11 protein-coding genes and 1 pseudogene are annotated in these 14,714 nt (G+C 70.8%); 9 read left to right on the top strand and 3 right to left on the bottom strand.

Features of this window, described 5'->3' with window-relative positions; all coding sequences use genetic code 11:
• The 3 genes and pseudogenes from IPL89_11460 (at position 1) to IPL89_11470 (ending at position 2,885) form a co-directional block, all read left to right on the top strand.
• Positions 1–648: a DUF47 family protein gene (locus IPL89_11460; protein ID MBK9063796.1), complete on the top strand. Its 648-nt coding sequence runs from the start codon at positions 1–3 to the stop codon at positions 646–648.
• A gap of 24 nt (positions 649–672) precedes the next feature.
• Positions 673–1,776 (top strand): annotated as a pseudogene (locus tag IPL89_11465) (inorganic phosphate transporter).
• Complete coding sequence (locus IPL89_11470) at positions 1,773–2,885, top strand: inorganic phosphate transporter (protein MBK9063797.1); 1,113 nt, start codon at positions 1,773–1,775, stop codon at positions 2,883–2,885. Before IPL89_11465 ends, IPL89_11470 begins: the two are co-directional and overlap by 4 nt.
• Positions 2,886–2,895: 10 nt before the next feature.
• On the opposite strand, the gene IPL89_11475 is transcribed toward IPL89_11470, so the two are convergent.
• A complete protein-coding gene (locus IPL89_11475) occupies positions 2,896–4,191 on the bottom strand; it encodes a citrate synthase (GenBank protein MBK9063798.1) in 1,296 nt (431 codons plus the stop codon).
• A 77-nt stretch (positions 4,192–4,268) separates the two neighbouring features.
• Between IPL89_11475 and IPL89_11480 the strand changes: the two genes are divergently transcribed.
• The 3 genes from IPL89_11480 to IPL89_11490 are packed head-to-tail and all read left to right on the top strand — an operon-like array spanning position 4,269 to position 6,698.
• Positions 4,269–4,979, top strand: coding sequence for a rhodanese-like domain-containing protein (locus tag IPL89_11480; protein MBK9063799.1), 711 nt, complete (start codon positions 4,269–4,271; stop codon positions 4,977–4,979).
• Complete coding sequence (locus IPL89_11485) at positions 4,976–5,452, top strand: DoxX family membrane protein (GenBank protein ID MBK9063800.1); 477 nt, start codon at positions 4,976–4,978, stop codon at positions 5,450–5,452. Before IPL89_11480 ends, IPL89_11485 begins: the two co-directional genes overlap by 4 nt.
• Positions 5,453–5,483: 31 nt before the next feature.
• Positions 5,484–6,698, top strand: a complete 1,215-nt coding sequence (locus IPL89_11490) for a VCBS repeat-containing protein (GenBank protein ID MBK9063801.1) — start codon at positions 5,484–5,486, stop codon at positions 6,696–6,698.
• 5 nt (positions 6,699–6,703) lie between these two features.
• Here the strand turns inward: IPL89_11490 and IPL89_11495 are convergent, their stop codons facing one another.
• A complete protein-coding gene (locus IPL89_11495; GenBank protein MBK9063802.1) occupies positions 6,704–8,215 on the bottom strand; it encodes an aspartate aminotransferase family protein in 1,512 nt (503 codons plus the stop codon).
• 40 nt (positions 8,216–8,255) lie between these two features.
• Between IPL89_11495 and IPL89_11500 the strand changes: the two genes are divergently transcribed.
• Both IPL89_11500 and IPL89_11505 read left to right on the top strand, forming a co-directional pair.
• Positions 8,256–10,736 carry a diguanylate cyclase gene (locus tag IPL89_11500; GenBank protein ID MBK9063803.1) on the top strand — a complete coding sequence of 827 codons (2,481 nt, stop codon included), beginning with the start codon at positions 8,256–8,258 and terminating at the stop codon, positions 10,734–10,736.
• Positions 10,736–12,541 (top strand): protein kinase, encoded by a 1,806-nt coding sequence (locus IPL89_11505; GenBank protein ID MBK9063804.1) that lies wholly within the window; start codon positions 10,736–10,738, stop codon positions 12,539–12,541. Before IPL89_11500 ends, IPL89_11505 begins: the two co-directional genes overlap by 1 nt.
• Here IPL89_11505 and IPL89_11510 read toward each other — a convergent pair.
• Positions 12,538–13,452: a hypothetical protein gene (locus IPL89_11510; GenBank protein MBK9063805.1), complete on the bottom strand. Its 915-nt coding sequence runs from the start codon at positions 13,450–13,452 to the stop codon at positions 12,538–12,540. The two genes, IPL89_11505 and IPL89_11510, sit on opposite strands and share 4 nt — an antisense overlap.
• 108 nt (positions 13,453–13,560) lie before the next feature.
• Here IPL89_11510 and IPL89_11515 point away from each other — a divergent pair, with 108 nt between their 5' ends.
• Entirely contained in the window at positions 13,561–14,628 is a 1,068-nt protein-coding gene (locus IPL89_11515; protein MBK9063806.1) for a 3-oxoacyl-ACP synthase, read from the top strand.
• Positions 14,629–14,714: the final 86 nt, after the last annotated feature.

A 14,714-nucleotide genomic window follows, 5' to 3' on the forward strand; every position in this document is an offset into this window, starting at 1 on the left:
ATGACACTCCTCTTCCGTCGCACGCGCGCCCTCGAGGCGCAGATCGACGAGCTGCTCGACGCGATCAGCGAGGGGACGCTCGTCTTCCAGCAGGGCATCGCGGACTTTCTCCAGAAAGACGTGGAGCGCTTCGAGCAGCGCCTCAAGGCGATCGCGGTCTTCGAGAGCAAGGCCGACGCGCTCCGCCGCGAGATCGAGACGCGCCTGTACCGCGAGTCCCTCATCCCGGACCACCGGGGCGACGTCCTCGGCCTCCTCGAGAACATCGACAACGTGATCGACGAGGCGAAAAAGACGCTCAGCCAGTTCGCCGTGGAGAAGCCCGAGGTGCCCGCCGACCTCACGGGCGACTTCCTCGATCTCGCGAAGGCGGGCGTGGAGGCGGCTCAGCACCTCGTCTCGGCCGTGCGGGCGTTCTTCCGCGACATCACCGTCGTGCCCGACCACATCCACAAGGTCTATTTCTACGAGAAAGAGGCCGACCGTATCGCGGACCGGTTGAAGAGGAAGATCTTCAGCCGCGACGACCTCGACCTCGCCCACAAGATCCACCTGCGCTACTTCTGCCTGCACGTCGAGACGCTGTCGGATCGGGCCGAGGAAGTCGCCGACCGGCTCGCGATCTATACGATCAAACGGACCCTCTAGGCGGGCGCTGCTGCCGTGAAGTGGCTCTTCCTCTCGAGCGGGCTCTTCCTGGGCTGGACGCTCGGCGCCAACGACGCCGCGAACCTCTTCGGCACCGCCGTCGGGACGCGGATGATCAAGTTCCGCACGGCCGCGCTCGTCGCGAGCTTGTTCGTGATCCTCGGCGCGGTCTCGGGCGGCGCCGGCACGACGAAGACGCTCGGCCGCCTCGGTGCCATCGACGCCCCGGCCGGGGCCTTCGGCGTCGCCCTCGCCGCCGGCCTCGCGGTCGCCCTCCTCCTGACGCGGACGGGCCTCCCGGTTTCGATCACGCAGGCGATCGTCGGCGCGATCCTCGGATGGAACATCTTCACGGGCCGGCCGACGGACATGAAGACGCTCGGACAGCTCCTGTCGTCCTGGCTCGTCAGCCCCCTCGTCGCCGGGGCGATCGCAGCCGTTCTCTTCATCGCCCTGCGCGCCGCGACGGCGCGGCTGAAGGTGCACCTCCTGAAGGAGGACGCCTTCACGCGCGCGAGCCTCCTCGCCGTGGGCGCCTTCGGCGCATACGGCCTCGGCGTGAACGACATCGCGAACGTGATGGGCGTCTTCGTCCGCGTCTCGCCGTTCCCGGAAACGGTCTCTCTCGGCCCGCTGCAGATCACGAGCGTCCAGACGCTGTTCCTGCTCGGCGGCCTTTCGATCGCGACCGGGATCTACACGTACTCCGAACGGATCATGAAGCGCGTCGGCTCGGGCCTCACGTCGCTGTCGCCGCTCGCGGCCCTCATCGTCGTCCTCTCGGCCGGCCTCGTCCTGTTCCTCTTCGGCTCGCAGGAGCTGCAGACGCTCCTGAGGGCCGCCGGCCTGCCGGGCTGGCCCCTCGTGCCCGTCTCCGCGACGCAGGCGGTCGTCGGCGCGATCCTTGGGATCTCCCTCGTGCGCAAGAGCGGCATCCGCCTGAACGCGCTGGGCGAGATCGTGGCCGGCTGGATCGCTGCGCCCCTCGCGGCTCTCGTGATCTCGCTCGTGGGGCTCTTCGTCCTCCAGAACGTCTTCGAGATGCCCGTCAGCGCGACGCCCGTGAGGCGCCCCGCGGCCTCGATCTCGGCTGCGCCCGTCCCCGCCCCGGAAACTCCCGCCCGTTGAGCTGGCTCTTCCTTTCGAGCGGGCTCTTCCTCGGCTGGAGCCTCGGCGCCAACGACGCCGCGAACCTCTTCGGCACCGCCGTCGGCACGAAAATGGTCCGCTTCGCGACGGCGGCGTTCGTCGCGAGCGTATTCGTCGTCCTCGGCGCGGTCGCGGGAGGCTCCGGCGCGGCGGGGACGCTCGGTCGCCTCGGCGCCGTGGACACGCTGCCCGCCGCGTTCGCGGTCGCGTTTGCCGCCGCGCTCTCCGTCTTCCTGCTCCTGCAGCGGATCGGGCTGCCGGTCTCGACCTCGCAGGCGATCGTCGGCGCGATCGTCGGCTGGAACCTCTTCACGGGGCAGCCGACCGACGCGAAAGCGCTGCTCCAGATCCTCTCGTCATGGATCCTGTGTCCGCTCCTCTCGGCCTCCGTCGCGGCCGCACTTTTCCTCGCGGCGCGCGCCGGGTTCCCGCGCGTGAAGATCCACCTCCTCGAGGTGGACGCGTGGACCCGGGCGGGGCTCCTCGCCGTCGGGGCGTTCGGTGCCTTCAGCCTCGGGCAGAACAACATCGCGAACGTGATGGGCGTCTTCGTGCGCGTCTCGCCGTTCCCGGCGACGACCGTGCTCGGTCCCTTCCGCGCGTCGAGCGTCCAGATGCTCTTCTTCCTCGGGGGGCTCGCGATCGCGGCCGGGATCTACACGTACTCGCACCGCGTCATGCGGCGGGTGGGAACCTCTCTCACGGCGCTGTCTCCGCTGGCGGCGCTCATCGTCGTCCTCGCGGCTTCCATCGTCCTGTTCCTCTTCGCGTCGCCGCACCTGGAGCGGGTGCTGCGCTCCGCCGGCCTCCCCGCGCTGCCGCTCGTCCCGGTGTCGAGCTCGCAGGCCGTCGTCGGGGCGATCCTCGGGATCTCGCTCGTGAGGGGCAGCCCCGTGAAACCGCGCCCGCTCGCGCAGATCCTCCTGGGCTGGGCGGCCGCGCCGCTGCTCGCGATGGGGATCTCGTTCCTCGGGCTCGCCGTGCTCCAGAACGTCTTCCGGCTGCCCGTCACCGCCGCCGACGCCGCGCGGGAGGGCGCGGCTCGGAGCGGCGGGTGCCCGTGCCCCGCCGCTCCAGCCGCCCGTTGATCCGTCTAACTCAGCGCTTGTCCATCGGCTTGTAGTCGCGGCGCGCCGGACCCGTGAAGATCTGGCGGGGCCGCGCGATCTTCTGTTCCGGGTCGTCCACGAGCTCCTGCCACTGCGCGAGCCAGCCCGCCGTGCGCGGAATCGCGAAGAGGACCGTGAAGAAGTCCGTGTGGAAGCCCATCGCCTCGTAGATGAGGCCCGAGTAGAAGTCGACGTTCGGGTAGAGCTTGCGCTTGACGAAGTAGTCGTCCTGCAGCGCGATGCGCTCTAGCTCGAGCGCGATATCGAGGAGCGGGTTCTTGCCCGTGACCTCGAAGACCTCTTCGGCGAGCTTCTTGATGACCTTGGCGCGCGGGTCGTAGTTCTTGTAGACGCGGTGGCCGAAGCCCATGAGGCGCTTTTCCCCGTGCCCTTCCTTGACGTCCTTCACGAACGCGGGGACGTTCTTGATGTCGCCGAGCTCGTGCAGCATCTTGAGGACCGCCTCGTTGGCGCCGCCGTGGAGCGGGCCGTAGAGGGCGGCCGTCGCGGCCGCGACGCTGGAGTACGGGTCCGTCTGGGCGGAGCCGACGGAGCGCATCGCGTTCGTCGAGCAGTTCTGCTCGTGGTCCGCGTGGAGGATGAAGAGGACGTCGAGCGCCTTCTCGAGGACCGGGTTCACCTTGTAGGTGGGCTCGGCCATCTTCTTCATCATCGAGAGGAAGTTGCCCGTGTACGAGAGGTCGTTGTCCGGGTAGACGTACGGGAAGCCGATCGAGTGGCGGTACGCGAACGCCGCGATCGTGGGCATCTTCGCGATGAGGCGCGTGATGTCGTGCTCGCGGTTCTTCTTGTCGAAGATCTTCTTGGACTCCGGGTAGAAGGTCGAGAGGGCGCCGACCATCGAGAGCAGCATCCCCATCGGGTGGGCGTCGTGCCGGAACCCTTCCATGAGCTTTTTCAGGTTCTCGTGAAGGTACGTGTGGATCGAGACGTGGTGCGTGAATTCCTTGAGCTCGGCGGCGGTCGGAAGCTCGCCCTTGAGCAGGAGGTAGGCGACCTCGAGGAAGGTCGACTTCTGCGCGAGCTGCTCGATCGGGTAGCCCCGGTACTCGAGGATGCCCTTGTCCCCGTCGATGTACGTGATGGCCGACTTGCACGACGCCGTGTTCGTGAAGGCCGGGTCGTACGTCATGAGGCCGAAGTCGTCGTCCTTCACCTTGATCTTGCGGAGGTCCAGGGCGCGGATCGTGTCGTTCTCGACGGGCACTTCGTAGCTTTTGCCGGTGCGGTTGTCGGTGATGGAGATCGTGTTCTTTTCTGCCATACGTTCCTTCCGGAGTCCGGCCTGCGGACCATCGGCGATTCTCCATTCGCGGCCATCGGCTTGCATATGATGCAAACGTGACTATCAAGCGCCACCTTGGCGAGGCCGCGACTCTGGTCGCCGCCGCCGCCCTCTGTGCCCTCGTCGCGAACGCCCTCGCCCGCACCGAACGCAAGCTGCCCCTCGTCGGCACCTACCCGAACGCATTGAAGGTGCCGGAGATGAAGGCGGAACCGACCCCCGTCGCAGCGCCGGTCGACTCTGGCGCGCAGGCGCCGTCCGAAGTTCCTTTGAAGGTGAATGGGGGTGGGGTCCCCGCTCCGGCCGCCCGCGCGACCGCCGCCATCCCGAAGGCCACGCCGGCCGCCCCTGCCGCAACCAAATTACCACTCGAAGAATCTTCTCTCTCCCGCTTCCCCGCCCACCCCGACAAGCCGTACGTCGAGATCTCCGGCGACGACGCCGCCTGGCTCGTTGCCCGCGGCGTCCTCGTCGTGGACGCGCGGCGGAAGAAGGACTACGAGCAGGGCCACGTCGCGGGCGCCCGAAACATCTCGCCCTGGGAGGGCGACGCCGACGCGAAGATCACCGCGCTCGTGAACGAGGGGCGCGACGGCGCGATCCCCGTCGTCATTTACTGCTCGGGCGGCGACTGCGAGGACTCGCACATGCTCGCCACACGGATCTACGGCGGCGGGTTCAACAACCTCCTCGTCTACAGGGACGGCTGGCCCGACTGGGTCAAGCGCGGCGGAAAAAGCGCAACGGGCCCGGAGCCGGCGCCGTGACGCTGACCGAGCGGCTCGCGTCGCCCTGGCTAACCGTGCGCGTCCAGATCGCGCTCGGCGTCTTCTTCGTCGCGGCGGCGCTGCCGAAGGTCGTCGACCCGCCCTCCTTCGCCCACATGATCTACAACTACCGGATCGTCCCGGGCGCGCTCGTGAACCTCATGGCGCTCGTCATGCCGTGGTTCGAGCTCCTCGCGGGAATCGCGCTCATCCTGGGAATCTGGACGCGGACGTCGGCCGCGCTGATCGGCGCGCTGCTCCTCGTCTTCATCGCGGCCATCTCCTTCAACCTCGCGCGCGGCAACGCGATCGACTGCGGCTGCTTCGACGTCGCCACAGCCGGCAAGACGGTCGCCGAACGCATCACGGACATGCGCTGGGTCGTCATCCGCGACGTCGGGATGCTCGCCATGGTCGCCCAGATCCTCTGGGCGACCGGGCGGAGGGCGGCGGCGAACCAGTCTCCGCGTTAGGGGCGCCGGCGCGGGGACATTTCCAGAAGAGATGTCCACGCTCGGCCGCCGGCGGACGATCCTGTCCGCGGCCCTCCTCGCCTCCGCCCTGTGCTCCCTCGCGGAACGCGCCGCCGCGCAGGTCTGTCCGCCCACATTCCGCGTCGCGTCCGGCGTCGGCCCAGCAGGAGCGACGGTCCTCGGCGCCTGGGATTTCGACCGGGACGGACGACCCGACCTCCTCCTCCAGACGAACGGCGAGATCCACCTCGCGCACAACTCCGGAGGCTCCTTCGTCTTCGGGACTCCGCTCTCGGCCGGAAGCGTCGCGGTCGGAGACTTCGACGGCGACGGGATCCTCGACATCGTCGCCATCCAGACCAGCGGCCCGGCTTCCACCGTCACCTTTCTCACGGGCGACGGACTCGCGGGATTCCGGGCCGTGTCGCCTTTCCATGCGTCGTCCGCCTTGTCCGATCCGGTCGCCGCCGACTTCGACGGCGACGGCAAGCTCGACCTCGCCGCCTCCGCCGGCGGGTCCGACGTCTGGCTGTACCGGGGCGACGGACGCGGCGGCTTCGCGGCGCCCTACGTGCTCCGCACGACCGCGTCCGCCGTGTCGAGGCTCGACGCGCTGGACGTCGACGCGGACGGGCGGTCGGAGCTTCTCGTCGACGGCTCGGGCGGATTCGCGTACGACGTCTTCTCGACGTACACGCTCGGGCCCGCAGGAATTTTCCTCGAAACCGTCGGCCCCGACGGCGGAGGCAACCAGTGCCCCTTCGACCTCGCGATCGGCGACGTCGACGGTGACGGACACCCCGACGCCATCACCGTCAACCGCTACGTCGGCGGGTGCCCGGACGGCATCCGGACGTTCCTCGCGCGGACCGGCGGCGCCGTCCAGCTCCGGCAGCCGGCGACCTCGCTCTGGAGCCCGGTGCTCGCCGACTTCGACGGCGACGGCCACACGGACCTCGCCGCGATCCAGGGCTCCCTCTACGGCGCGCCGACGGGGCTCGTCGTCCAGCTCGGAGACGGCACCGGCGCGTTCGGTCCACCCGCGTTCTTCAACGTTCCGGGAAACGTGAACCGCGAGACCGCCGTTCTCACCGCGGCGGACCTCGACGGCGACGGCCGGCCCGACCTCGTCCTCTCGGGCGTTCCTGGCCTTCCGCCGCTCTTCATCCACAACCTTTGCGGCAATCCGCACGAGCCGGCGTCGCCCGCGCCCGCGTTTCCGGCGCAGCGGCGCATCCGCCCGTAGCGCGATCAGCCGATCGCGCCCAGCTCCTTCGCCGCGAGAAGCACCTCGTCCACCGTCAGATCCGCCTCCGCGAGGCCCTGGCGAGGGTTGATGAAGCAGGGGCGGAGCGCGAAGCGGCCGTCCACCCGCGTGTGCGACGGGACCGCGCGTCCCTTCGCCCGGACGGCGAGGAGGACCTTCTCGTTCAGCGCCTCGAGAGCGGCCTCGTCCGTCATGCCCGCGGGCTTCACGCGGAAGCAGCAGATCGAGAGCACGGGCTCGGCGAGGAGCTCGAGCGCGGGGTGCGCCCGGACCCGCTCGGCCACGCGCCGCGCGCAGTCGTGGTGGCGCACGACGCGCTCGCGCATCCCCTTCGCCCCGATCTCCTTGAGGAGCGCCCACACGGCGAGGCCGCGCGGCGGCGCGGAGTGGTCGAGCGAGTAGTCGGGATTCCCCTCGCCGCGCTGGTCGAACGGCGAGCCGAGGTCGCCCGTGTCCGTCGGGGCCATCTCGACGTACGCCGCGGGCTCGAGCGTGAGAGCGCGCGCCAGGAAACCGCCGTCGCGCACGAAGGCCGCGCCGCAGCCGACGGGCGCCGCCATCCACTTGTGAGGGTCGACGGCGAACGAGTCGATCTTCGTCAGATCGCCGTAGAGCGGGGCGACGCGCGGGTCGAGGACGCCGAAGCCCCCGTACGCCCCGTCCACGTGCAGCCAGACGCCGCGCGCGTGCGCGATCGCGCGCATCGCGTCGACCGGCTCGACGACGCCCGTGTTGACGTCGCCCGCGGACGCGACCACGGCGACCGGCGTCGCGCCCGCGCGGACGTCCTCGTCGATCAGCCGCTCCAGCGCGCCGAGGTCCGGGCGCCGCGCCGCGTCCATGGGGACGAGGCGCAGCGCCTTGCGGCCGAGGCCGAGGACGCCGCAGGCGCGGTGGACGACGTGGTGGACCTCGGTGGAGGCGTAGACCCTCGGCGACGGCAGAGCCGCGAGGCCTTCGAGCCCGACGTCGACGCCGAGGCGCTCGCCGGCGTGCTGGCGCGCCGCGGCGAGGCCAAGGAGGTTCGCGGTCGCGCCGCCGCTCGTGAACGAGCCCTCGAACGTCTCCGGCAGGCCGACCAGGCTCCCGACCCAGCGCAGCGCGAGGACCTCGAGGAAGTTGCCGGGCGTCGCCCACCAGCGCTGCGCCGCCGTGATCGAGCCCGCGAGCTGGGCGACGGCGGGCACCGTCGTCGGCGAGGTCGTGACCCACCCCGTGAACCCCGGCGCTCCGATTCGGAGGCCGTTCGGAATCACGACGTCGCGCAGGGCCGCCAGAACCGCCTCGCGCCCCTCGCCCTCCTCGGGCAGCGGGCCGTCCAGCGCGCGGCGCCACGCCGTGCGGTTCGCGGCGCCGTCCGGCCCCTCGAAACGGGCGAAGCGTTCGAGCGCGGGGAGGATCGCGGCCAGCGATTCGGCGAGGCCGTTCGTGGACGCGGACTCGGTCGCGGCGGCGGGCGCCTCGAGAGCGCCGGGATTCGCATTTGCGCGCGGCATGGGCACCTCCGGGGAGGCGGTATTATGGCCGTTCGCCGCCATGCCGCCCGCCCGCTTTCCCGGCCTCCCACTCCTGAAGGCGTTCGAAGGAGCGCTCAAGGAGGGCTTGCTCCTCGACGAGGCGCTCGGCGGGATCCTGAACGCGGCCCTGCACTTCTTCGACGCGCCGGTCGTCGCGCTCCTGCCCGGCGCGGGCGTCCCGCCGATGACGCGTTCGGGACGTTCCAGCGTGGCCGCCGCCGCCGAGACGCGGCTCAACCAGCACCTTTCCGAGGTCCTCGCCCAGGGCCGCGCCAAGAAGGCGTCCGAAGGCGGACTCTCCTTCTTCGGCGCCCCCGTGAAGGTGAAGGACCAGACGCAGGCCGTCTTCGGAGTCGTGCTCGAGACGATCGCCGGAACGGACGCCGAGGCCGAGGAGGCCGCGCGGGAGTTCGCGCGGACGATCGGCCACGTCCTCGAGCGGGATCGCACGCTCGGGACGCTCATGAAGCGCCGTGAGGAGGCCGTCGCCCTCTTCGAGCTCGCCTCGGGAGCATTCCTCTCCCTGAATCCGGACGAGGTCATCCGCCTCACGGTGGCGTCGCTCTCGCGCGAGCTCGAGTTCGACCGCGTGAGCGCGTTCCGATTCCAGCCGGAGTCCAAGGAGATCACCGAGATCCTCACGCACGGCGCCCCCCTGAGCGGGGAGCGTCCGCGCACGGGCCGGGCGCCGATCGCTTCGGACGAGCTTCTCTCCCGCTGCCTCGCGGCCCACGGCCCGGCTTTCGAGGACGAGCCCGGCACGCAGCCCGTGCGGCGGCGGCGCATGGCGGTTCCCCTCCACGCGGGCGCGCACGTTTTCGGATTCCTCACGATGTCGCGCCGCGGCGGGTTCGCGCTCACGCCACAGGAGCTCCGCCTGGCGCAGGAGCTCGCGAAGCTCGCGGCCGGCGCTCTCGAGAAGGCCCGCCTCCTCGATGGCGAGCGCCGCAACAACGACCGCGTCGCGTTCGTCGGGCGCCTCCACGCCGCGCTCTCGGGCCTCACCGAGGTCGGGGCGATCGTGAGCCGGACGGTCGCCGAGCTCGGGCCCCAGTTCGACCTCGACATCTGCGCCGTGAAGCTGATCGCCTCGGGCGAGCTGCCCGGCGCCGAGGCCGTGTACGTGAAGGCGGGCGGGGCGACGGACCTCACAATTCCCGATGCGCTCATCGCCCACCTTTCGACCGAGGGCTCGCACGCCTTCTACGGCAACGCCTCCGCCGACAAGCACGGCGAGGCGCTGCTTCCGTCCGGGCCGGCGGTGGCGGCGCTGCCCCAGCCGCTCGGGCTCCTCGCCGTGCCGCTCGCGTTTCGCGGCGCGCCCGTCGGACTGCTGTGCGCGGTCGCCGGCGCCAGCCCCCAGGGCCTCTCGCTCGACCTCCTTCCCTCCTTCGAGGCGCTCGGCGTCGAGGTCTCCCTCGCGATCGCCTCCGTGCGTCTCCTCCAGCAGGAGCGCGAGTCGTACCGGTTCCTCGACCGGCTGCGCGAGGTCGGCCGCTCGCTCTCGACGACGTTCGACGTCGAACGGATCAAGCAGACGCTCTGCGAGCAGGCCGTCGCTCTCCTGAAGGCCGACGCGGCGCAGTTCTGGGACGCGGAACCCGCGTCCAAGTCCGTGAAGATCGTTGCGCGCTGGGGCGCCGACGTCGGCGACGAGCTCGCGCGCACCGTGCCGTTCGACAATTCCGCCCACCCGATCGTGCGGACGTTCCTCGACAAGACGCTCGCGGTCGCGAGCCCCGCCGAGGGCGCGTCGTTCTTCCCGGGGAACGCGGGGGGCGGCGCGGCGCCGCTCATCCGCGCCGCCGCCGTGCCGCTCACGTACCACGACGAGCTCATCGGCGTGCTCTCCGTCGCCGCACGACGCGGCGCCGACGACTGGCCGGTCGATCTCAAGGAGCGCCTCGAGCTCCTCGCGGACTCCGCCGCCGTCGCGCTCCACAACGCCCGCCTCATGCGCCTGATCGAACAGCAGACGGAGCGCGACAGCCAGTCGGGCCTGTACAACCGCTCGTCGCTCGGCAAGCGCCTCGAGTCCGAGGTGCGGCGCGCCGAGCGCAACGGCCAGGCCGTCGCGGTCGCGCACATCCGGATGGACGGCCTCAAGGAGTCCGTCGTCCGCCTCGGCGCCGAATACGGCGACTCGCTGCTCCCGAAGCTCGCCGCCAAGCTCGTCCGTTCCACGCGCGCCGTCAACTTCGTCGCGCGCGACCGCGACGACCGCTTCTACATCCTGATCTTCGAGGCCGGCAAGGTGCAGGCGCACCGCGCGATGCGCTCGATCCAGAAGAACTTCGAGAACGGCATCGACGAGCGCCTCGCGCAGTCGGGCGTCGCCCTCGCGCTCTCGGCCGGGATCTCGGTCTACCCGGACGACGCGTTCGACACCGCGACGCTCCTCGGCCGCGCCGAGGACGCGCTCGGCGAGGCCGTGAAGGCGGGCCCCGGCTCGGTCGTGCTCTACCACGCGACGGAAGCCGACGCCGCAGCGGCGGGCTGATGCCGATCACGAAGGGAACGGTCCTCGGCCGCTACCGGATGCTCGAGCGCGCCGGCACGGGCGGGATGTCCGAGGTCTGGAAGGCCGAAGACGAGACGCTGAAGCGCACGGTCGCCGTCAAAGTGATCCTCGGGCCCGTCGCGCAGGACCCGACGTTTCGCGAGCGCTTCCTGCGCGAGGCGCGCCTCGTCGCGGGCCTCGAGCACCCGAACGTCCTCCCCGTCTACGACTACGGCTCTTCGACCGTGGACGGCGAGGACGTTTCGTACCTCGTCATGCCGCTCGTCGCGGGCGGCTCGCTCAAGGGCCGCATCGCGGGCCCCGTCCCGCCGCCCCTCGCCGTCTCGTGGCTGGCCGCGATCGCGAGCGCGCTGGACCACGCGCACGCCAAGGGCATCCTCCACCGCGACATCAAGCCCGCGAACGTCCTCATGGACTCGCAGAACCGCCCGCTCCTCGCGGACTTCGGTCTCGCGCGCAGCTCGGACGCGACGTCCGGCCTCACCGCGACGGGCACCGTCATGGGGACGCCGCTCTACATGGCGCCCGAGCAGGCGACGGGCGGCGCGCTGGACGGACGCGCCGACGAATACGCTCTCGCCGTCGTCGCGTTCGAGCTGCTCTCGGGCCGCGTGCCCTTCATCGCCGACTCGCCACTCGCCGTCCTGCACCAGCAGGTGACGGCGCCACCGCCGCCGCTCTCGACCGTCCTTCCCGGCAGCCCGGCCGCGGCGGACGCCGTCCTCGCGAAGGCGCTCGCGAAGAAGGCCGAGGAGCGCTACGCCTCCTGCGGCGCGTTCGTGCGTGCGCTCGGCGACGCGCTCGGCGTTCCAACCTCCGCGGTCACGGTCCCGCAACCCTCGGCTGGCGGCGGCGAGTCGCAGCTCCGAACCGTCGTCTCGAAGGACTTCGGAGCGCCGCCGCTCGCGGCCCCCGCGTCCGTGCCGGTTCCGGGCGCCGACCCGACCCACCGGACGAAATGGGCGCTCGCAGCGATTCTCCTCCTGAGCGCAGCCGGAGGGGCATGGCTGCTGCTGCGCGGAACGGGGGCCCCGCCCGCTTCGGGCGGCGCTCCGGCAATTCCAACGCCCGAGATTTCTTCGAGTGTGAAAGAGGCTCCGGCCACGCCTCCCGCTGCGAGCAGCGCCGCGGCGCCCGCAACGTCCGAACCCTCCGCCCCCAGCACCGCTTCAGCGGCGGTCGAGCCGACGCCCCACACACCTTTCAAGGAAAAATCCGAATCCGAAAAGCCCCCGGTCCCCCGCGTCGCCTCCCGCGGCAACGCCGGCGACACGACGCGCCCCGACGCCGCCCCCGCGCGTCCGAAGCAGACCGCTTTCCCTCCCCTCCTCTCCGGCGCCGGCTTCTCGGGCGACACGCAGCTCTCCACGGCGTGGGAGGCGCTCGACACGCACGGGCGCGCCCGCCTCAAGCGCGAAGACTTCGTCAACGCGATGGGTGCCGCGCGCCAGGTCCTCGCGCGGCGGCCGACGGCCGAGGTGCGGTTCCTCGATGCCTATGCCCGCGCGGGCGTCGCCTACGCGGACGGTCGCAACGCCGAGGCCTGGCAGCTCCTCACGCTGGCGCTTCGGGACCCCGGCCCCGCTGCCGACACGCGCGTGATGCGCTTCGTCGCCGACGAGGTCCACGCGATGGGCCCGAACCCCGGCCCGGACGCCGAGTGGGTGATGGGACTCGCCTTCGGGGACGCGCGCGGCGAGCTCCGGAGCGAGCTCGACAAGGCGCAGGCCCGGGCTCCCCGCTCGCCCCGCGTGCAGGAAGCCCGGGAAATCTCCGGACGCTAGTTCTTGACGGTGTCCCCGGCCTTGAAGCCGCCGCCGGAGACGGCCGTGGCCGTCGAGAGGCGCGGGCCCTTCACGGCCGTGACCCGGATCTTCCCGACCTTCGTCTCGTCGGCGCCGAGGACCTCACCGGTGTCCGGGTCCTTGATCTGCTTGCCGACGCGGTAGACCGTGAATTCGTCGCCTTCCTTCACGCCGCCCTCGGCGCCGGCGTTGAGGTACAGCGTGCCTCCGTCCACGTTCGCGATCTTCCCGACGAGACCGGAGGCGTCGCCCTTGCCGCCCATCCCGGACGACTTGATGTCGGCCTTCGCGAACGACGCCGCGAGCTTCTGGACGACGGGACGCATGAGCTTGTCGACCTTGCCGTGGTCCGACGCGCCGCCGCCGGCGCCCATGACGTACACGCTCGCGTCGGAAGTTTCGTCGCGCGCCGAGTCCGCCCAGACGATCTCGCCCGTCGAGGTCGAGAAGGCGCGCGCGTCGAGCGCGGCCTCGGCCTTCTGCGACCGGACGTTCACGGACGGCAGGCCGCGCAGCAGTCCGCCGGGGACGTTCGCGCCGCGGTCCGTCACGCCGAGCTCGGTCACGGCGCCCGCGATCAGGTACTCGACGCCGAGCATTTTGCCGATCTGGACGGCCGTGCGCGGGTCGATGTCGCCCGAGAGCGAAAGGTTCTTCTCCCGCATGATCGCGGCGAGCTGCTCGCGCTCGATCACGCGGTACTTGCCGGACTTGACGAGCTCGGTCACGAGCATGTCCTGCGCGCCGCGTCCGGCCTCGTACCACGTCCACGTGTAGTGGGACGCCTTGTTCTTGAACTCGAGGATGGCCACGCGCGGCTTGTTCCCCTGCGCGAAGGCCGGGGCCGCAAGGAGAGCGAGCAGGGAGAGCGCCGGGATGAGTCGCTTCATCGTTTCACCTCGTTGAGTGCGTGGACGCCATTCTAGGACGATGGGGCTTCCGGTAGACTCCGCCGCGTGAAAAATCTGACGCCTGCGCCAAAAAAAGACCGTACGACCGTGATCCGGGGATCGGGGATGTACGTCCCGCCGCAGGTCGTCACGAACGAGATGCTGGGCCGGATCATGGACACGACGGACGAATGGATCGTCCCGCGCACCGGCATCAAAGAGCGCCGGTACGTGACCGCCGGAGTCGGCTCGGCCGAGATCGGCGCGAAGGCCGCCGAGGCCGCGCTCGCGGACGCCGGCCTCGCCGCGTCGGACATCGACCTCATCGTTTTCGCGACGATGACGCCCGACCACTACTTCCCCGGAAACGGCGGGCTCCTCGGGACACGCCTCGGCCTCAAGACGACGCACGCGCTCGACATCCGCATGCAGTGCGCGGGGTTCCTTTCGGGTCTCCAGACGGCCGACGCGTTCATCCGGTCCGGAATGTACGACCGCGTCCTCCTCGTCGGGTCGGAGGTCCACAGCGGCCTCATGCCGTGGCCCGAGTCCGTGTGGGACGTCATGCTCGGGAAAACTCCCGGGCCCTGCGACCCGTTCTGGTTCGAGCGCGCGACGGGCATGCGCGACCGCGGGGTTCTCTTCGGCGACGGCGCGGGCGCGATGGTCCTCGAGGCGAACACGTCGGGCGACGGACGGGGCTTTCTCGGCTTCGCCATGTACACGGACGGCGAGCACTTCGACAAGCTCTACGTGCCGGGCGGCGGCTGCAAGTCGCGGCCGTTCTTCACGCCGGAGATGTTCGAGAACCAGGGAACGGTCCCGATCGTGGAGGGGCGCCAGGTCTTCCGCCTCGCGACGACCCTCATGCCCGCCGCGGTGCAGGACCTTCTGACGGCCCACGGCAAGACGATCGCCGATCTCGGCCTCCTCCTCATGCACCAGGCGAACCTGCGCATCAACGAGGCCGCTCAGAAGGTCCTCGGGCTGCCCGACACGAAAGTCTTCAACAACATCCAGAAGTACGGCAACACGACCGCCGCGACGCTGCCCATGGCGTACCACGAGGCGAAGCTCGCGGGGATGATGAAGCCCGGCGGCCTCGTCGCGTTCACCGCGCTCGGCGCCGGCCTGCACTGGGGCGCGGGGCTCGATCGTCTGATGGGGGGGGGATAGGGAGGGGGGAAGGGGGCGGGGGGGCGGCGACGGGGCGACGAAGGCGAGCGCGGCCAAGAAGGGAGGGCCAAGAGGCCGGCGTCCAG

This window comes from Acidobacteriota bacterium, from assembly GCA_016716715.1.
In the GTDB taxonomy this organism is placed as follows: Bacteria; Acidobacteriota; Thermoanaerobaculia; order UBA5066; family UBA5066; genus Fen-183.